This is a genomic window from Nonomuraea polychroma (genome assembly GCF_004011505.1).
In the GTDB taxonomy this organism is placed as follows: domain Bacteria; phylum Actinomycetota; class Actinomycetes; order Streptosporangiales; family Streptosporangiaceae; genus Nonomuraea; species Nonomuraea polychroma.
The window spans coordinates 147,568-164,752 of record NZ_SAUN01000001.1 but is presented as its reverse complement, the minus strand read 5'-3'; the positions used below and the strand labels follow the sequence as shown (position 1 = coordinate 164,752).

General features: G+C 70.7%; 15 protein-coding genes and 1 pseudogene. 11 read left to right on the top strand and 5 right to left on the bottom strand.

Annotated elements, in window-relative coordinates; translation table 11 throughout:
• The first annotated feature begins 60 nt into the window (after nucleotides 1-60).
• The 8 genes and pseudogenes from EDD27_RS00745 to EDD27_RS00710 all read left to right on the top strand — a co-directional run bounded on the left by EDD27_RS00745 (nucleotide 61) and on the right by EDD27_RS00710 (nucleotide 7,170).
• The gene (locus EDD27_RS00745) at nucleotides 61-1,056 is read left to right on the top strand and encodes an alpha/beta hydrolase (protein ID WP_206641182.1); all 996 of its coding nucleotides are present in this window, start codon (nucleotides 61-63) and stop codon (nucleotides 1,054-1,056) included.
• 170 nt (nucleotides 1,057-1,226) lie between these two features.
• Nucleotides 1,227-2,186, top strand: a complete 960-nt coding sequence (locus EDD27_RS00740; protein WP_127930588.1) for an alpha/beta hydrolase — start codon at nucleotides 1,227-1,229, stop codon at nucleotides 2,184-2,186.
• Nucleotides 2,183-2,893, top strand: coding sequence for an alpha/beta fold hydrolase (locus tag EDD27_RS00735; RefSeq protein ID WP_127930587.1), 711 nt, complete (start codon nucleotides 2,183-2,185; stop codon nucleotides 2,891-2,893). Before EDD27_RS00740 ends, EDD27_RS00735 begins: the two co-directional genes overlap by 4 nt.
• A gap of 259 nt (nucleotides 2,894-3,152) precedes the next feature.
• On the top strand, nucleotides 3,153-4,007 hold the full coding sequence (locus tag EDD27_RS00730; protein ID WP_127930586.1) for an alpha/beta fold hydrolase: 855 nt from the start codon (nucleotides 3,153-3,155) through the stop codon (nucleotides 4,005-4,007).
• 102 nt (nucleotides 4,008-4,109) lie between these two features.
• Nucleotides 4,110-5,090, top strand: a complete 981-nt coding sequence (locus EDD27_RS00725) for a Dyp-type peroxidase (protein ID WP_127930585.1) — start codon at nucleotides 4,110-4,112, stop codon at nucleotides 5,088-5,090.
• Nucleotides 5,091-5,223: 133 nt separating this feature from the next.
• Nucleotides 5,224-5,343: pseudogene (locus EDD27_RS58510) on the top strand (hypothetical protein); the annotation flags it as partial.
• A gap of 52 nt (nucleotides 5,344-5,395) precedes the next feature.
• Complete coding sequence (locus EDD27_RS00715; protein ID WP_127930584.1) at nucleotides 5,396-6,025, top strand: TetR/AcrR family transcriptional regulator; 630 nt, start codon at nucleotides 5,396-5,398, stop codon at nucleotides 6,023-6,025.
• A gap of 722 nt (nucleotides 6,026-6,747) precedes the next feature.
• Nucleotides 6,748-7,170 (top strand): nuclear transport factor 2 family protein, encoded by a 423-nt coding sequence (locus EDD27_RS00710; RefSeq protein WP_127930583.1) that lies wholly within the window; start codon nucleotides 6,748-6,750, stop codon nucleotides 7,168-7,170.
• Between the two features lie 58 nt (nucleotides 7,171-7,228).
• Here EDD27_RS00710 and EDD27_RS00705 read toward each other — a convergent pair whose 3' ends face one another.
• The gene (locus EDD27_RS00705; protein WP_127930582.1) at nucleotides 7,229-7,444 is read right to left on the bottom strand and encodes a hypothetical protein; all 216 of its coding nucleotides are present in this window, start codon (nucleotides 7,442-7,444) and stop codon (nucleotides 7,229-7,231) included.
• A 446-nt stretch (nucleotides 7,445-7,890) separates the two neighbouring features.
• Nucleotides 7,891-8,784 (bottom strand): TIGR03620 family F420-dependent LLM class oxidoreductase, encoded by an 894-nt coding sequence (locus tag EDD27_RS00700; protein WP_206641181.1) that lies wholly within the window; start codon nucleotides 8,782-8,784, stop codon nucleotides 7,891-7,893.
• A gap of 413 nt (nucleotides 8,785-9,197) precedes the next feature.
• Here EDD27_RS00700 and EDD27_RS00695 point away from each other — a divergent pair, with 413 nt between their 5' ends.
• From EDD27_RS00695 to EDD27_RS00690, 3 genes are all read left to right on the top strand, one after another.
• On the top strand, nucleotides 9,198-11,240 hold the full coding sequence (locus tag EDD27_RS00695; RefSeq protein WP_164903405.1) for an ATP-binding protein: 2,043 nt from the start codon (nucleotides 9,198-9,200) through the stop codon (nucleotides 11,238-11,240).
• Nucleotides 11,241-11,276: 36 nt separating this feature from the next.
• Nucleotides 11,277-11,405, top strand: a complete 129-nt coding sequence (locus EDD27_RS57595) for a hypothetical protein (RefSeq protein WP_277750684.1) — start codon at nucleotides 11,277-11,279, stop codon at nucleotides 11,403-11,405.
• Nucleotides 11,406-11,582: 177 nt separating this feature from the next.
• On the top strand, nucleotides 11,583-12,326 hold the full coding sequence (locus tag EDD27_RS00690) for a dienelactone hydrolase family protein (RefSeq protein ID WP_127930580.1): 744 nt from the start codon (nucleotides 11,583-11,585) through the stop codon (nucleotides 12,324-12,326).
• Here the strand turns inward: EDD27_RS00690 and EDD27_RS00685 are convergent.
• The 3 genes from EDD27_RS00685 to EDD27_RS00675 all read right to left on the bottom strand — a co-directional run bounded on the left by EDD27_RS00685 (nucleotide 12,314) and on the right by EDD27_RS00675 (nucleotide 17,173).
• Nucleotides 12,314-13,078 (bottom strand): ABC transporter ATP-binding protein, encoded by a 765-nt coding sequence (locus tag EDD27_RS00685; protein ID WP_241563786.1) that lies wholly within the window; start codon nucleotides 13,076-13,078, stop codon nucleotides 12,314-12,316. The two genes, EDD27_RS00690 and EDD27_RS00685, sit on opposite strands and share 13 nt — an antisense overlap.
• A 187-nt stretch (nucleotides 13,079-13,265) precedes the next feature.
• Nucleotides 13,266-15,926, bottom strand: a complete 2,661-nt coding sequence (locus tag EDD27_RS00680; RefSeq protein ID WP_127930579.1) for an ABC transporter permease subunit — start codon at nucleotides 15,924-15,926, stop codon at nucleotides 13,266-13,268.
• Nucleotides 15,923-17,173 carry an ABC transporter substrate-binding protein gene (locus tag EDD27_RS00675; protein ID WP_164903404.1) on the bottom strand — a complete coding sequence of 417 codons (1,251 nt, stop codon included), beginning with the start codon at nucleotides 17,171-17,173 and terminating at the stop codon, nucleotides 15,923-15,925. Before EDD27_RS00675 ends, EDD27_RS00680 begins: the two co-directional genes overlap by 4 nt.
• Nucleotides 17,174-17,185: the final 12 nt, after the last annotated feature.

The window sequence follows — 17,185 nt, the reverse complement described above, 5'->3', positions numbered from 1 at the left end:
CTGCGGCGGCCGGTGGGCCGCTGCATGATGATCCCTTCGACGACAGGAAAGGTGGAGCGCGTGAGTTTCGAGCCCGTCACGGGCCCACGGGGACACGACCGTTCGGCCCTCGTCCTCGACCCCCTCGTCCAGCGACTGGTCGACGCCTCGGCCGCGCCGCCCTACCTGCACCAGCTCGGCCCGGTCGATGGACGGCAGGCGTTGCTGGAGATCCAGGGCCACGCGTACGACGACTTCGGCGTGGACGCCGATTACGCCGTGGCGCCGGTGGGCCCCTCCGGGCTCGCCGGCTTCTGGATCTTCCGGCCCGCACGGGCGGCCGGTCCTTTGCCCGTGGTCGTGTACCTGCACGGCGGCTGCTGGATGCTCGGCGACGCGCGGACCCACGCACGCATGATCTGCGAGCTCGCGGTCGCCAGCGCCGCCGCATTCGTGGTCCCCGAGTACACCCGCACCCCGGAGGCCCGCTACCCGGTCGCGCTGGAGGAGTCGTATGCGGTGCTGACCTGGCTGGTCGAGCAGGCCCCTGGCCTGGACCTGGACGGCCGGAGGCTGGCGGTGGCCGGCGACTGCGCCGGCGCGACCTTGGCCACGGCGCTCACCATGATGGCCAAGCAGCGCGGCGGCCCCCGCATCCGCGCGCAACTGCTGTACTACCCGACGACCGCCCCGTACTGCGACACCGCGTCCCGGAAACAGTTCGCGTCCGGCTACCTCCTGACGCGCGCGGCTTTGGAGTGGTACTGGCAGCAGTACAGCGACCACAGCAGTGAACTCGCCGAACCCACCGCCTCGCCGCTGCACGCCACCACGGCGGACCTCGCCGGACTGCCCCGCGCTCTGGTCGTGTCGGCGGAGGCCGACGTCGTAAGGGACGAGGCCGAGCAGTACGCCGGCCTGCTGCGGCGGGCGGGAGTGCCGGTGACCTGCGTGCGCTACCTGGGCACGGTCCACGACTTCGCGTCACTGAACCCGCTGCGCGACAGCCCGCCCACCGTGGCCGCACTCAGACAGGGCGGCCGCTTCCTCAAAGAGGCCCTGGCCGACCGGAGCTGACACCGGCAGTCCGCCTTGTCCACACCCGGAGGCGATAGGTCCCTCTCTCTTCCGTCGGCAGCCTGCGACAGACCAGTCAATTTACTGATGTGTACGGAAAGCGTGGTTTGCCAGGATGACGGGCGTGAGGCCGCGGCGGCGGCACGTCATGCACAGGGAAAGAGGCCAGGATGCCCACCGACAAACCCGTTCTCGAAGATGCCGCGCAGGCCTTCGCCGAGGCCACCGCCGACCCGCCCTACCTGTTCGACCTCGATCCCGCCGACGGCCGCAAGGCCGTGGACCAGGCCCAGACGCCCGAGATCGAAGTGCCCGGCACCAGCAAGGAGATCCTCCCGGTCGCCGACGGGCTGACGGTGAGCGTCTTCCGGCCGACAGGCGCGACGGGCCCCCTACCGGTGATCATCTACGTGCACGGAGCCGGCTGGGTGTTCGGCAACGACCACACCCACGGCCGCCTCGCCCGCGAGCTGGCCCTCGGCGTCGGCGCGTCGGTGGTGTTCGTCAACTACAGCGCCTCTCCCGAGGCCCGCTACCCGGTCGCGATCGAACAGGTCCACACCGCCGCCCGCTGGGTCATCGAGCATGGCGCCGCCCATGACCTGGACGCCTCCCGCCTGGCGGTCGCCGGAGACTCGGTCGGCGGCAACATGGCCATCGCCCTCACGCTCATGGCCAAGGAGCGCGGCGGGATCCCGCTGGCCGCGCAGGTGCTGTTCTACCCGGTCACCGACGCCGCCTTCGACACCGGCTCCTACCACGAGTTCGCCGAGGGATACTTCCTGCGCCGTGACGGCATGCAGTGGTTCTGGGACCAATACACCACCGACGCCGCCGAGCGTGACCAGATCACCGCCTCGCCGCTGCGGGCCGGCCTGGAGGAACTGGCCGGGCTGCCGCCGGCACTCGTCATCACCGCCGAGGCCGATGTGCTGCGCGACGAGGGCGAGGCGTACGCGAACAAGCTGCGCGCGGCCGGCGTCGCCGTCACCGCCGTGCGCTACCAAGGCATCATCCACGACTTCGTGATGCTCAACGCCCTGCGCGGCACCCAGGCCGCTGAAAGCGCCATCCGACAGGCCATCGACTTCCTGTCCACCGCCCTGAAGACCGACCAGGAGAGCTCATGACCACTTCGCCCACCATCGTCCTCGTCCATGGGGCCTTCGCCGAGTCGGCCAGCTGGAACGGCGTCATCACCAGGCTGCGCGAGCACGACCTGAGCGTGATCGCCGCCGCCAACCCGCTGCGCAGCCTGTCGGGCGACGCCGACGTCGTCGCCGGCCTGGTTTCCTCCCTCGACGGCCCGGTCGTCCTGGTCGGCCATTCCTACGGCGGTCAGGTCATCTCGAACGCCGTCCGCGGCGACGACCGCGTCAAGGCGCTGGTGTTCGTGGCCGCGTTCGCCCCCGAAGAGGGCGAGAGCATCGCCGAGCTGAGCGGCCGCTTCCCCGGCAGCACGCTGGGCGACACGCTGAACCCGGTCCCGCTGCCCGATGGCAGCACCGATCTGTACATCCGCCAGGAGCGCTACCATGCGCAGTTCGCCGCAGACCTGACGCCGGAACGCGCCGCTCTGGACGCCGTGACCCAGCGGCCGTTGAACGACCGGGCGCTGCATGAAAAGTCCGGTCCGCCGGCCTGGCGGGACCTGCCGTCCTGGTTCGTCTATCCCGAGCTGGACTTCAACATCCCGCTTGCCGCGCACCGGTTCATGGCGGAACGGGCCGGCGCCCGCGAGCAGGTGGAGATCGCCGGCGCCTCGCACGCGTTGCCCGCCTCCCAGCCCACCGCCGTCGCCGACGTCATCCTCAAGGCCGTCCAAACCGTCGCATGACAGCCCTCCCGCCACAACCGGCCGGCACCTCAGCCACCGCGAGGGGCGGTAACATCGGCCGGCTCGGCAGGTCGCCTTCGAACGGGCGATCCGCCGAGCCGTCATCCAAGCCTCACGGCGCTCGTCGCCGATGCGCGGGCGTCGCCCCGCCTCCGTGGCGGGGGCATGTCCGGTCAACACGCTCTCGGTGGCCATAGCGGAGAGCACGTATCCCCCGCAGGACCGCCATCTGCCGGCAACAACCTCCAAGGAATCCGCTATGTCCCGTATCTCCCGCACCCGCTCGGTCGTTCGCACCCTCGTCACCGTGGCCCTGGCTCCGGTCGTGGCCGGCTCGCTACTGGCCGCCACCGTGACCAGCAGCAGCGCCGCCGCCTCGCAGAACGACGAGACGGCCAAGGCCCAGCCGACCATCGTGCTCGTCCACGGCGCCTTCGCCGACGCCTCCAGCTGGTCCGACGTCATCCGGCGCCTGCACCGCGACGGCTACCGCGTCGTCGCCGCGGCCAACCCCCTGCGCGGGCTGAGTGACGACGCCGCCTACGTGCGCAGCGTCCTGGACACCGTGGACGGGCCCGTGGTCCTGGCCGGCCACTCCTACGGCGGCTCGGTCATCACCGAGGCGGCCGCCGGCGACCCGGACGTCAAGGCACTGGTCTACATCGCCGCGTTCATCCCCGACGCCGGTGAGAGCGCCGGCGAACTGGCCGGCAAGTTCCCCGGCAGCACCCTGGGCGAGACCCTGAGCACCGCCTCCTACCCGCTGCCCGGCGGAGGCGCCGGCACCGAGCTGACCATCAAGCAGGTCAAGTTCCACAAGCAGTTCGCCGCCGACGTGCCTGCCACGACCGCCGCGATCATGGCCGCCACCCAGCGGCCGGTCTCCACCCTCGCCCTGGAGGAGAAGGCCACCAAGGCCGCCTGGAAGGACATCCGGTCCTACGCTCTGATCGCCGGCCAGGACTACAACATCCCGCCCAAGGCCCAGCAGTGGATGGCCGAACGCGCCGACGCCCGCACCGTCACCGTCAAGGACGCCTCACACGCGGTCTCGGTCTCCGAACCCGCGGCGGTCACCGACCTCATCCGCCGCGCCGCCCGCGACAGCCGCTGAGCGACCACGGGCGCACTGCGCAAGCCGAGAGCCACGTCCCGGAAACGGCGATGAGCCACGTCATGACGGACTTTTCCAAGTCGAACACAAGGGGGATCTTTGATGGCGGCGGATGAGCGAAGCGGCGTACCGCAGCCGGTACTGAGCCCGTTGACGACCGCCGCCGTCTTCCTCGTGCTGAGGATCGATGATGGCGGCGAACCGGTCGTACGGGAACTGCTGGGCGACCTGGCCGGGCTGTCGCGGTCGGTGGGTTTCCGGGTGCCGGGCGGCAGACTGAGCTGCGTCGCCGGCATCGGGTCGGACGCCTGGGACCGCCTCTTCGACGGACCTCGACCGGCTGAGCTGCACCCCTTCCGCGAGGTCTCCGGAGCCGCGCACCGTGCGGTGGCCACCCCGGGCGACCTGCTGTTCCACATCCGCGCCGAAATGCTCGACCTGTGTTTCGAGCTCGCGTCCCAGATCATGAACCGGCTGCGGGGAGTGGTCACGGTCGAGGACGAGGTGCAGGGGTTCATGTACTTCGACGTGCGCGACCTGCTGGGCTTCGTCGACGGCACCGAGAACCCGGTGGGTCCGGCGGCGGCCGCGGCGGTCCTGATCGGCGACGAGGACCCCGACTTCGCCGGCGGAAGCTACGTGATCGTACAGAAGTACCTGCACGACCTTGAGGCGTGGAACGCCCTGCCCGTGCAGACTCAGGAGCGCATCATCGGCCGCACGAAGCTGGACAACATCGAGCTGGACGACGCCGTCAGGCCGTCCAACTCGCATGTCTCGCTGACCACGCTCACCGACCCCGACGGGACGGAACTCCGCATCCTGCGGGACAACATGCCGTTCGGGAACGTCGGCCGGGGCGAGTTCGGCACCTACTTCATCGGCTACGCCCGCACCCCGGCGGTCACCGAGAAGATGCTGGAGAACATGTTCATCGGCGATCCGCCGGGCAACCACGACCGGATCCTCGACTTCTCCGCCCCGGTCACCGGGACCCTGTTCTTCGTTCCGGCCGCCGACTTGCTGGAAGACCTCCCCTCGGTGGCCATCGAACCCGCCGCCGCGAGCGACATCCCCTGGTAGGGCACCGGCGCAGCCGCGGTGAGGACGGCGTCCGGCAAGCCGGAAAGCCCGCCCGACGGTTCGTGAGGATCGGCGGCCTCCCGTCGCGGCAGCGGACGTCTATCTCTCCGCGGCCCTTCTCGGCAGGAACGAGATGCCGGCTCCAGGACACAAGGACGGTAAGGCGGTGCCCGTCTTCCATCTCCGCGGTAACAAGGTCAGCTACGCGTTCCAGTGGAGGAGGATCGCCGCTCCGACCGCCTTCCACATTCACCAGGGCAAAGCAGGCACGAACGGTGATGTCAAGATCCCCTTCTTCGGTCAACATGGCTACCAAGCCTTCCTCCTCCAAGGAGCGCAGCGCCGCCGCCCGCACCAGGCTCCTGGCCGCCGCCGACGAGCTCTTCTACGCCGAGGGAATCCAGGCGGTCGGCATCGACCGCGTCATCCAGCACGCCGGCGTCGCCAAGGCCACTCTCTACAACATCTTTGGCGGCAAGGAGGCGCTGGTGCGCGCCTACCTGCGAGCCCGTCACGCCGTCACCCAGGAGCGCATGGACCGCGAGCTCGAACGGCGCTACCGCACGCCACGGGAGCGCCTTGTCGGAGTCTTCGAAGTGCAGGGGCTGTCCTTCTCCGACCCGGTCTTTCATGGCTGCGCCCTCGTCAGCGCCAACGCGAACGCGCCACTCGTTGGTGCCGTCAAGGAGGTGTCCGCCGAATACCGCACCTGGCTGCACGCGCTCTTCCATGATCTCGCCGAGCAGGCCGGGGCCAAGGATCCCAAGGGATTGACTCGTCAGCTGGTCCTGCTGTACGACGGTGCGGACATCAGCGCCTGGCTGGATCGCGACCCGAGCGCCGAAACCACCGCCCGCGCCGTTGCCCAAGCACTGGTTGACGCCGCGATTCCCGCGAGCGCGACGCATCCGGAGGACCTTCCGTCCCAGCGGTGAGGGGAGGGAAGCGGCATGCGCCGGTAGATCGTCGCCGCCGTCACCGCTGACCAGACCAGCGCCGCAAGCAGCATGAATGCTCGACGACGCCCTCCTCGAACGGTGGCTGATCGTGCTCAACGTCAGCTCGAACGGGATGACCTCGAAGTCGTCCCAGTCCACCGTCAGCAGACTGTTCAGTTACCCGACTGCTCGACTGCTCACTCTGCGTTCGCCCTGCACATGAGCTGAGCCGGATACCGGCAAATTCGATCACACCCCTTGATGAGGAAGGACGCCGGCGCGGCCGGCATGCGCGTGACGGCGAGGGTCGCTCAGGCCAGCGACCGCGCGATGCCAAGGATCGGCGGGTCGGGCTGTTCCGCGCGGCGCTGGCGGGCGGCTGGCCGGGGAGGCCGGACACGTGCCGGGCGAGGGACCGGTCGTGGTCGCGGCGCCGACATCGCCGTCGGCCACACCCAGCCGGGCTGGGGGGAACACGTGCGGGAGGCGACCGGCGAAATGGGCATGGACATCGCCTGCGACGCCAGTGGCGGACCCTCGGCAAGACCTTGCTGATCCCCTGACCGCGACTGGGCGCACAGCCGCCACGCGACAAGGCTGAACGCGCCGCTCTGGCACCGCGGGGTGGGCGGAAATCGGCGGCCGGACAGTCTGGGAAATGAGCAGTCCTTCGTAGTGGGCTGTCGGCAGCACACCAGACGACTGAGGAGCTGCACACGATGGAAACCGAGACGAAGACCCTCACCCCGACCGAGCGGATCAACCGCCGGACCGTCACCGAGATCTACTCGGCGCTGGCCACGGGCGACATGCAGGGGTTCATGGAGCGCCTGGCGCCGGACGTCACGTGGACGGTGGCGGCCGGCGGCGCGACCGGCGGCACCTACCACGGCCCCCAGGAGGTCCTCGAAAAGGCGATGGCGCCGATCGCCGTCGACTGGTCCGACTTCACGATCACCACGTTCGAGCTCACCCCCGTGGGCGACAAGCTCTTCGCCCAGGGCGAGTACCGCGGCGTGAATCGCACGACCGGTAAGGAAGGGGCGGCCAAGTTCGTCCATGTCTGGCACCTCCTGGACGGGATCGCGCAGCGGTTCGAGACCGTCTTCGACACCCACACCATCTGGCGAGCCACGCAGTAGGCCATGTCCCAACGGCCGCCCCGATCCGGCGGCCGCCCACCCCGGAACCTCCGGGGCGTCATCCGCTTGGGCGGCACGATCTCGCGACAGCTGCCCAAGCAGGCCGGCTGACGCCGGAAGGGCGGCGTCCGTCCTTCACCGCCACCGCCGCGCCCAGCAGCAACGCCAGCGGATGGCCGCCGGCGAAGGTCAGCAGCGCGCCGACCCGCAGCCGCGGCAGGAAGCGCTCCCGCAGCCAGCCCTCCAGGCCCTGGATCCGTTCGAAAGTGTCCACCAGGAGGACCGCCCGCTCGTCGCGCAGCACCGGCTCGGCCGCGGCCTCGAACGCGGCCGGCTAGGGCTCCGGTGCGTGCCCGGCGAGCCCATCGCCGGAGTGCTGACGACGGCCGGCCCGGCCACCCGGCGGCAGCACCTGATCAGCGAGGGCGGCCGTCGGTGACGGACTGGTCGGCGTCGGGGACGCGTGGGCGACCACCTACCCGACGTTCTGCCAGGGGATCTCGATGGCATTGGTGCAGGCCGAGTTGCTGCGCGACGCGTTGCGGACGCAGAGCGACCCGGAAAAGCTCGTCCTCCGGTACGAGGAGACGGCGCACGCGGCCCTCGGTCCGTTTATGACACGCTGCGTTCCTGGGATGTGAAGTGGGCAGTGGTCGCGGAAGGCGGCGTTGTGTCACATGCGCTGGACGCCACCAAGCCAACGGCAGTTCCCCGGCCCCCTCAGGCATTGACGTGCGCGGGGGAGAGCGCGTCGGCGAGCTCTCGCCAGTAGGGCATCGCCGTCTGGCCCGGTTCGATCCCGATCACCTGTACGGCGACGTGGTCGGCGCCGGCCGTGACGTGGTCGTGGAGTCTGCCGACGATGGTGTCGAGGTCCCCCCAGAACACGACATCGTCGATGAGCCGGTCGCTGCCGCCGCCGTCGATCTCCTCTTGCGCGTAGCCCAGGCGGCGGAACTTCGTCCTGTTGTACGGGCTGTTCAGGTAGGGGGCCAGGTGCTGGCGGGCGATGGCGCGGGCCGCGGCAGGGTCGGTTTCGAACAGCACCGCGTGCTCAACGGCCAGGAACGCGTCCGGGCCGAGGATCTGCCGCGCCTGCGCGGTGTGCGCCACGGTGACGTGGTACGTGTGCGCGCTGGCGGTGCGGTCGCGGGCCAGTTCGAGCATCTTCGGCCCGTACGCGGCCAGGATACGGCGCACCGGGGCCTTCGGCGCGGGGTTGAGCATCTCGAGGGCGTCCATCTCGTCCAGGTACGCGCTCATGGCCGCCAGCGGCTTGGTCCCCGGCCGTCGTTGCCCGCCGAACCCCAGCCCGAGCATGTGCCGGTCGGGGTAGGCGTCGGCCAGCAGGAGGGCGGCGCCGTGCGTCCACCTGGCCTCGCGGGACCAGATCTGCGCGATGGCGTTCACGATGTGCAGGCGTTCGGTGCAGGAGAGCAGAAAGCCGGCGTGGGTGAGCGCCTCACGTCCGAGGAGTTCGGGCATCCAGAAGGCCCGCCAACCCTGTTTCTCCAGTTCCTGGATTGACTCGCGCATCTGCGCGGCCGGCTGATGCTCGAAGTCGAAGGTGTAGATGCCGAACGTGCCCAGATCCATACCGTCGATACCGCCCATGGAACATCCCCTCGGTCGTGCCGATCTATTTGGCATATGGAATGCGGCTCGGGTCCACAGATCGAAACCGCAGGCCAAGATGGTTCCTCACCGAAATGTCCAGGACCCAGGTCATTTCTCTGCCCATTCGGTGCTCAACCGGCACACGGCCGACTTCGCCGGAGTCCCGCACGCGATGGTCGTGCCGTCCACCACGCACGGCCTGGGCGGCACCCCGCGCTGACCGAGCCAGCGCAACTCGCCGCACCGACCTGCTCGGTCGGGCGCACGTCACCCGGTCCCTTGGTGCTGTTCGGGATGGCCGGAGCGCGCCCCGTGAGACCTTCCGAGGGCCGGCTCCGCCGCGCCAAATGCGTATGAATACACACTCGAGGACGCCTGTCCCTCATACGTGGGTGACTACTGTTACTCCCATGTGTTCCGGGAGTGAGCAGGAGCTCGGGGTGTTGGAGCAGCACTTGGAAGCGGTGCGGCAGCGGTCGTTCGTGGGCCGGGAGGAAGAACTCGGAGTCCTCACCGACGCCCTGCGCGGCTCCCGCAGCGTCCTTTACGTGCACGGCCCCGGCGGCGTCGGCAAGACCGCGTTGCTGCGCCGCTTTGCTCAACAGGCGGCGGCCCTCGGACGCCAGGTGACGACGCTGGACGGGCGCACGCTGGACCCGACCCCGGTGGCCTTCGAGGCCCAGGCGGCGCCGGTGCTCGCCGGCGAGCGCGCGGTGCTCGTCATCGACACCTTCGAGCGCATCCAGGGTCTGGAGGGCTGGCTGCGCGAGCGGTTCCTGCCACGCCTGCCGCTCGGCGCGCTGGTCGTGGTGGCCGGGCGCGTCCCCCCGGACGTGATGTGGACCGCCGACCCCGGCTGGTCCGAGGCGCTGCACGTGTTGCTGCTGCGCGACCTCGCCCCGGCGGACGCCGCCGCACTGCTGGAGGCGCGTGGCGTGGCGGACGAGCTACGCGGGCCGCTGCTGGCCTTCGCCGGCGGCCACCCCCTGGCCCTGTCCCTAGGGGCGGCTGTGGCGACCAAGGACAGTCGGGCGAGCGCGCGCTGGAGGCCCTCGCAGGACGTCGTCGCCACCCTGCTCGACCAGCTCGTCGGCGAGGTGCCCAGCCCCACGCACCGGCACGCGCTGGAGGTCTGCGCGCACGCCTACATGACCACCGAGGACCTGCTGCGCGAGATCCTGCCGGAGGACGCCTCGTCCCTGTTCACCTGGCTGCGGCGGCTGCCGTTCGTGGAGTCCAGCCCGCGTGGGCTGTTCCCGCACGACGTCGTCCGCGAGGTGCTCGAGGCCGACCTGCGGTGGCGCGATCCCCAGGGATACGCCGCGATGCACGAGCGCATCAGCAACTATCTCGCCGCCCAGACGCGCGCCGCGCCCGACGCCTTCGTACTCGGGGCCGTCGGCTCGCTGTTCTACCTGCACCGCGCCGTCGGCTCGACCTCGGAGTTCAACAGCTGGCGCGGAGACGGCGAGGCGTACGAGGACGCCTTCCGCCCCACGGAGACCGAGGCGCTGGTGCGGATGGCGGCCGAGGTGGAAAACGAGGCGTCGGCAACCGCCGTCGCCTACTGGACCGCTCGCCAACCTGAGGCGTTCCGCCTCTACCGCCGGGCCGAGACCGGCGAATTGGTGGGCTTCTGCTCCTGGCTACGGCTGTACGAGCCGTCCGAGGAGGAGGCAGCGCTCGACCCGATCGTGGCCACGGCCTGGGCGAATGCCCGCGCGCTCGCTCCGTTGCGGCCCGGCGAGCACCTGGCCGTCGGCCGGACATGGGTGCGCCCCGAATATCGTGGCATGTCGCCGGTCCAGGACCTCATCCAGTGGCGGTCCATCGGCTACTGCCTGCGCGCGGACCGCATGGCCTGGTCGTTCATGGCCATGCGGAGCGACGACCCCATGCGGGACTACCTGCGGCACTACGACATGCACGACGTCGGCGAGCACGCCTGGCTCGGCGACACCGAATACGCGCTGTACGCCCACGACTGGCGGGCGGCGCCCGCGCAGGCGTGGCTCGACCGGCTCAACCGGCTACTGCTCGGCGACCCGCAGGACGTCCAGGCCCTTCCCGGCCCCGCGCTGGCGGTGCTGTCGCAGGCCGAGTTCGGCGACGCCGTACGGAAGGCGCTGCGCCACCTGTCCCGGTCCGGCGAGCTGGCCGCCAGTCCGCTCACGCGCTGCCGGATCGTCACCGACGACTCCGAGCCCGACCCCGCCCGTGCCCTGCGCCGGATCCTGGAGCAGGCCGTCGACGATGTGCGGCGGGACCCGCGCGCGGACAAGCTGCACCGGGCCCTGTCCATGACATTCCTGCGCGGCGCCCCGACGCAGGAGGTCGCTGCCGAGCGGCTCGGCCTGCCTTTCACCACCTACCGCCGCCACCTCGCCTCGGGCATCGAGCGGGTCTGCGAGGACCTCTGGCACCGGGAGATCTACGGCGCGGCCAAGGGCTGAGCCAGTAGTCGCCGATACCCGAGGTCGGCGGCCAGGATGCGTGAAGTGCTTGCCACCGTGGGTGCGTTCCCCGACCACCCGCCCCGCCCGCAGCGACCGGAACCGCTCGCCGCGTACCGACAGCTCGCCGACCAGGGCGACGAGCTCCGGGAGCAGCCGGCGTAAGCGCCTGCGCGGCCCGCTCGCCAGACCCTCGTCCTCGGGCGTGACCTCGCTCCTGCGGACCTGGAGAAATGCCCCGAGTTCCCGATTCGTGGCTCCAGTCTGACGGTCGCGGCCACGGCGAGCCTGCCCCTCCGAGTAGCTGGATATCCGGAATCGTCTTCGGGCATAGTGCCCAGCATGTGCCATTCCACTGACAGCAGGCCACCCGCACCTCCGATCCAGGGCGAGGTGGCCTCACATGAGCAAATAGAGCTGACCGCCGCCGACGGCAACCGTTTCCTCGCCTACCGGGCCGAACCGGCCGAGCCGAACGGGCGTTCCGTGGTGATCATGCCTGACGTGCGCGGGTTGCACCCGTTCTACAAGGACCTGGTCGTGCGGTTCGCCGAGGCGGGGTTCCGTACGATCGCGATCGACTACTTCGGCCGCACGGCGGGTCTCGGCGAGCGCGGCGACGACTTCGACTACATGACCCACGTCAAGCAGCTGACCAGTGACCACGTCAGGGCGGACGTGCGGGCGGCCACCGAGCAGTTGGAGAGCCCCGTCTTCACGGTGGGCTTCTGCATGGGCGGCGCCCACTCGTGGCGGCAGGCGTACGAGGGCAACGGCCTGGCCGGCGGCATCGGCTTCTACGGCGCACTCCGGGCGATCGAGGAGCCCACGACCGGTCCGGGCGCGCCGATCCTGCTGCTCAGAGGCGGGGCGGACACGGCCTCGACGCCGGAGGACTTCGACCGGTTCACAGCCGCGCTCGACCGGGTCGGCACCGAGCACGAAACCCACATCTACGAGGGTGCGCCGCATTCGTTCTTCGACCGCTCGTACGGCGAGTGGGCGGAGGCCTGCCAGGATGCCTGGCGTCAGATCCTTTCGTTCACCGAGCGCCATGCTCAATCCAACGGGGCTCAGCCCAAGTAGGCGGCCCGGACGACCGGGTTCTCCCTGATCTCGGCCGGCGTGCCGGTGGCGATCACCTTGCCGAGGTCCAGCACGACGATCCGGTCGCAGGTGTCCATGACGAAGCCCATGTCGTGCTCGACCAGCAGCACGGTCGTGTTCAATGACCTGACGACCTCGCCCAGGCGGGTGGTCTGACCGGCGTCCAGGCCGGAGGTGGGCTCGTCGAGCAGAAGCAGCGCGGGCCGGTCGGCGAGCGCCCGGGCCAGCTCGACCAGCCGGCGCTGCCCGACAGGGAGCGCCGCGGCGTACGCGTCGCGTAACCCGTCGAGCCCGCACAACCGCAGCACCTCGGTCACGCGCTCGCGCCGCTCCTGCTCGTGCCGCCGCCGCGCCGGCCAGCCCACCAGGTCGGCGGCGAGGCCGCCACCGCCGCCGTGCCAGTCGAGCGCGGCCAGCACGTTGTCGGCGACGGTGAGCCGGCCGAACACCTGGGTCCGCTGGAACGTGCGGCGCAGCCCGGCCCTGGCCCGCTTGACCGGCGACACCCCGGTCAGGTCCCGGCCCGCCACGCTCACCCGCCCCGCGCTCGGCCTGCGCAGCCCGGACACCACGTCGAACAGCGTGGTCTTGCCCGCGCCGTTCGGCCCGATGATCCCGCAGACCTGCCCGGCGGCGACCTCGAACGACACCTGATCGAGCGCCCTGACCCCGCCGAACGCCACTGACACGCTCTCGACGGCCAGCATGGTCACCTCACCGTCCCTAGGCACGGCCCAGGAGCGACTCCTGCGCAGCGGCACGCCCCGGACGGTCTTGGGCGCACTGGTCCCCCACGTTCAACCCCAGGCGGCGACGCACGTCCTGCTTGCGGTCCGATCCAGGGCGGCAGGTTCCCTGGCGATGGTGTCCAAGATCGCATGTGTAGCGTCATCATGCCGTTCCAATGCGTCAACGCGATCAACGAACAGTTCCAATCCCCAGGTAAGCGGCGGCCAGCCGTTCGCTGTCCACCTCGGAGCGGGGCCCGGTCCAGGTGACGCGGCCGAGCTGCATGAACGCCACCCGGTCGGCGATGGCGAGGGCCTCCGTGGCCTTCTCCTCGACCAGCAGCAGCGCCACCCCGCGCTCGCGCAGCTCGCCGAAGACCTCGAACACCTGCCGCACCACCAGCGGCGCGAGCCCGAGCGACGGCTCGTCCGCGATCAGGACGCGGGGTGGCCGCACCAGCGCCGGAGCGAGGGTGAGCAGTTGCTGCTCGCCGCCGGACAGGGCGCCGGCGAGCACGCCGCGGCGTTCGGCAAGCTGCGGCAGCCGGTCGTAGACCGGTTCTGGGTCGGGCAGCCAGGTCCGGAGGTTCTCCTCCACGGTGAGGCCGGGGAACACGCCCCGTCCCTCGGGCGCCAGCAGGATGCCGGCGCGCGCCCTGCGGTGGGCGGGCCAGGCGGTGACGTCCTCGCCGTCCAGCAGGACCCCGCCGGCGGCGATCGGCAGATCTCCGGCGACGGCGGCGCAGGTGGTGGACTTGCCCGCGCCGTTGGCGCCGAGCAGCGCGACCACCTCGCCGGGATGGATGGCCAGGTCCACACCCCGGAGCACGGTGCAGTCCTGATAGCCGGCGACGACGCCGTCCAGCACGAGCAATGGCCGCACGCCGCCGCCCGCCACCGGGACTGATCCCGCGCCATCGCCCGCCGCGGGGACCACTGCTTCCGTGCGGGGGCGGGCGGCGGCGGCCTTCGTGCGCCGGCGGTGGCGCAGCTCGGCCATCTGGGTGAGCACCCCGTCGGGGTGCTTGGCGAGGATCATGCCGCCGAGCCCGAACAGGATGGCCCCGACGTGCGCGGACAGGTTCCAGGTGGACAGCAGCTCGGGCATGACGACCGCGATGAGCCCGCCGAGCACCGCGCCGCCGATGCGGCGCACCCCCTGCAGCACGACCACGGCCAGCCACACGAACCCGGCGAAGGCCGGCAGGTCGGTGGCGGTGATCGAGCCCTTGGCGACCGCGAACAGCACTCCGCCGAGACCGGCGATCGCCGACGCCAGCACGAACAGCATGATCTTGGTACGTGGCGCGGACAACCCGGACGTCGTGGCCGCTGCCGGGGCCGACCGCACGGCCAGGATGGCCCGCCCGGACGCGGACCTCTCCAGGTTCCGCACCAGCCACGCCACCAACCCGATCAGCACGAGCAGCACCACCACCAGCACCCGGGGATCAGAGGTGTCGGCGAAGCCGAACCCGAGCGCGGGCAACGACCACCCGATGGTCCCGTTGCTGAACGCGTCCACCTGGAACAACACCTGATCGGCCAGCAACGCGAGAGCCAGCGTGGCGAGGGTCAGGACCCGTCCGCCGAGGCGCAGCGCGGGCAGCGCCACGAGCATGCCGACCGCGGCCGCCGCCAGCACGCCCAGCAGGATCGCGGCGAAGAACGGCAGCCCGGAGGAGAACGCCCAGCCGCAGGTCAGCGCCGCCATCGAGGCGAAGGCCGCCTGTGCCAGGTTGACCATGCCGCCGATCCCGGTCACCACCACGAACGAGCAGAAGATCAGCGCGAGCACGAGCCCCTGCGCGGCGATGCCCACGTAGTACGCAGGCGCCAGGAAGGTGAAGCCCACCAGCAGGACCACGCCCACGGCCCAGGGCAGGCGCCGCCGCCACGGCGGCAGCCCGGCCAGGTGGTCGGGCGGCGGGGTGTCCTCGGCCGCGCTGCCCGCGACCCGCTCGCGTGACCGGTTCAGCAGCACGAGCCCGGCGAACAGCAGGATCACCGGCACGGCGGTACGCAGCCCGGTGACCTCCTCCAGGAAGTCGGTGTACCCGGCGACCAGGTTCTGCACCACGCCGAGCGCCAGCCCGGCGGCGAACGTCCAGGGAATCGACCGCAGCCGCCCGAACACCGCCGCCGTGGCCGAGGCGAACAACAACACCGTGTACGCCGTCGCGTCCAGCCCCAGCACCGACACCGCCAGCACCCCGGCCAGCCCCGCCAGGCAGGAGCTCAGCATCCAGGCCAGCGCCGAGGTGGCGTCGGCGTCGATGCCCCGCAGCGTGGCCAGGCGGCGGCGGTCGACCGAGGCTCGCATGCGCAGGCCGTACGGGGTGTGGCGCATGAAGGCCCACAACCCGGCCGCCGCCACCGCCGAGACGGCGAACGTGATGAGCTGATCGGTGTCCAGGTGCACGCCGAGCACGTCGAACGACAATGCCGGGTGCGGCCCGACGCCGCGCGGCAGCGAGGTCGCGTCCGCGGCCGGCAGCCCGGCCAGGTCCACGACCAGCAGGCCGAGCGCGGGCAGCGCGATCGTCAGCCCGATCGTGGCGACGATCTGCGCGGTCTCCCCCGCCTGGGCGAGGCCGCGGAACATGGCCTTGTGCAGCACGTATCCGAGCGCGGGCGCGAACAGCACCACCGAGACCAGCGCCGCCGCCCACGCGGGCCACCCGGCGGCCGTGGTGAGCTCGTAGAACAGCAGGGCGGACAGGAACCCGAGCGCGCCGTGGGCGAAGTTGAACACCCCGGTCGCGGCGTACGAGAGCGTCAGGCCGGATCCCATGATCGCGAAGATCGCGCCGGTGACCAGGCCGCTGAGCACATAGCTGACAAGGATCATTTGAGCGGCACGTTGTCGAAGCACTTCATGCTCTTGGCCACCTGGAAGGCGCCGTTCTCCAGCTTGACCAGGGCGCCGCAGCCGTTCGGCTCGCTGTGGTCCTTGGGGTACTGGATCCTGCCGAAGCCGGCGTTCTCGTAGGTGTACGAGCCGTTGCCGGTGGCCAGGAACTTCTCCCTGGTCAGGTCCTTGCCGGTCTTGTCGAGCATGTCGAGGAAGATGTCGGCGGCCCAGTAGCCGATCGCCAGGTGCTGGGTGAGCACCGTGCCGGGGGCGACCTTCTCGACGTCCTGCTTGAGCTGCGCGATCTCGGGGGCGGTCGACTCGAAGGGCTCGAACATCGGGGCGGCGATCACGCCTTCGAGGGCCTGCGCGCTGGCCGGGTCCTTGAGTATGGCCGCGTCGTAGCTGGTGGCGTCCGTGAGCACGCCCTTGTAGCCGGCGCGCTTGAGCGCCGAGTACAGGCCGACGTTGAACTTGGTGCCGGCGATCACCGAGACCACGATGTCGGGCGCCTTGCCGCCGTTGGACGTCATGATCTTGTTGACGTACGGCAGCCAGTCGGGTGGCGGTGCGGCGGCCGGGAGGCCGGAGTTCACGCCGACCAGCTTGAAACCGGCCGCGGTGAACGACTGGGAGATCGTCGTGCCGCCGTACTTGCTGCCGCTGGAGTCGCTGGTCTGCACGTAGACGCTCTTGCCCTCGGCGCCGCCGAGCAGGTCCGCCATCTGCCTGCCCCACCACGTCTGCGATCCCGCGCCCTGCTTGGGGGCCAGGCAGCCGTTGTAGCCGAAGCCGGTTTTCGTGCCGCACCACTGCGGTCCCGTCGCCCAGCCGAACCACGGCACGCCCTGCTGCTCCAGGAAGGCGGCGCCGCCGAAGTTGGGGGCGTGCACCGGGACCAGGGCGAACACCTGGTCCTTCTGCACGAGCTTCTTGGCCGCCGCGTCGCCCTTGGCCGCGTCCTGCCCGTCGTCCTCGGCCCCGATGAACTCGATCTTCCGCCCGTGCACGCCGCCTTCGGCATTGGCGCGCTCGAATCTGGCCTTGGCGCCGATCTCGGCGTCCTTGGTCGAGTACCCGCTGGCACTGGTCTTGGTCAGCACGCCGCCGACCTTGATCGTCGTGCCGGTCACCCCTGGCACGGCCGCGCCCTCTTGCTGGGTCGTGCCCTTCTGCTGGGCCGCGCACCCGGTGGCGAGCAACGCCACCGTGAGCGCCGCCGCCGCACCCCGCCGTACGATCATGATTGCCCTCGC

Bases quoted from the DNA above. Each gene is read 5' to 3' on its own strand.
- EDD27_RS00740 (WP_127930588.1), top strand. From the start codon at position 1,227: ATGCCCACCGACAAACCCGTTCTCGAAGATGCCGCGCAGGCCTTCGCC.
- EDD27_RS00735 (WP_127930587.1), top strand. From the start codon at position 2,183: ATGACCACTTCGCCCACCATCGTCCTCGTCCATGGGGCCTTCGCCGAG.
- EDD27_RS00730 (WP_127930586.1), top strand. From the start codon at position 3,153: ATGTCCCGTATCTCCCGCACCCGCTCGGTCGTTCGCACCCTCGTCACC.
- EDD27_RS00725 (WP_127930585.1), top strand. From the start codon at position 4,110: ATGGCGGCGGATGAGCGAAGCGGCGTACCGCAGCCGGTACTGAGCCCG.
- EDD27_RS00715 (WP_127930584.1), top strand. From the start codon at position 5,396: ATGGCTACCAAGCCTTCCTCCTCCAAGGAGCGCAGCGCCGCCGCCCGC.
- EDD27_RS00710 (WP_127930583.1), top strand. From the start codon at position 6,748: ATGGAAACCGAGACGAAGACCCTCACCCCGACCGAGCGGATCAACCGC.
- EDD27_RS00700 (WP_206641181.1), bottom strand. From the start codon at position 8,784: ATGGGCGGTATCGACGGTATGGATCTGGGCACGTTCGGCATCTACACC.
- EDD27_RS00695 (WP_164903405.1), top strand. From the start codon at position 9,198: ATGTGTTCCGGGAGTGAGCAGGAGCTCGGGGTGTTGGAGCAGCACTTG.
- EDD27_RS57595 (WP_277750684.1), top strand. From the start codon at position 11,277: ATGCGTGAAGTGCTTGCCACCGTGGGTGCGTTCCCCGACCACCCGCCC.
- EDD27_RS00690 (WP_127930580.1), top strand. From the start codon at position 11,583: ATGTGCCATTCCACTGACAGCAGGCCACCCGCACCTCCGATCCAGGGC.
- EDD27_RS00680 (WP_127930579.1), bottom strand. From the start codon at position 15,926: ATGATCCTTGTCAGCTATGTGCTCAGCGGCCTGGTCACCGGCGCGATC.
- EDD27_RS00675 (WP_164903404.1), bottom strand. From the start codon at position 17,173: ATGATCGTACGGCGGGGTGCGGCGGCGGCGCTCACGGTGGCGTTGCTC.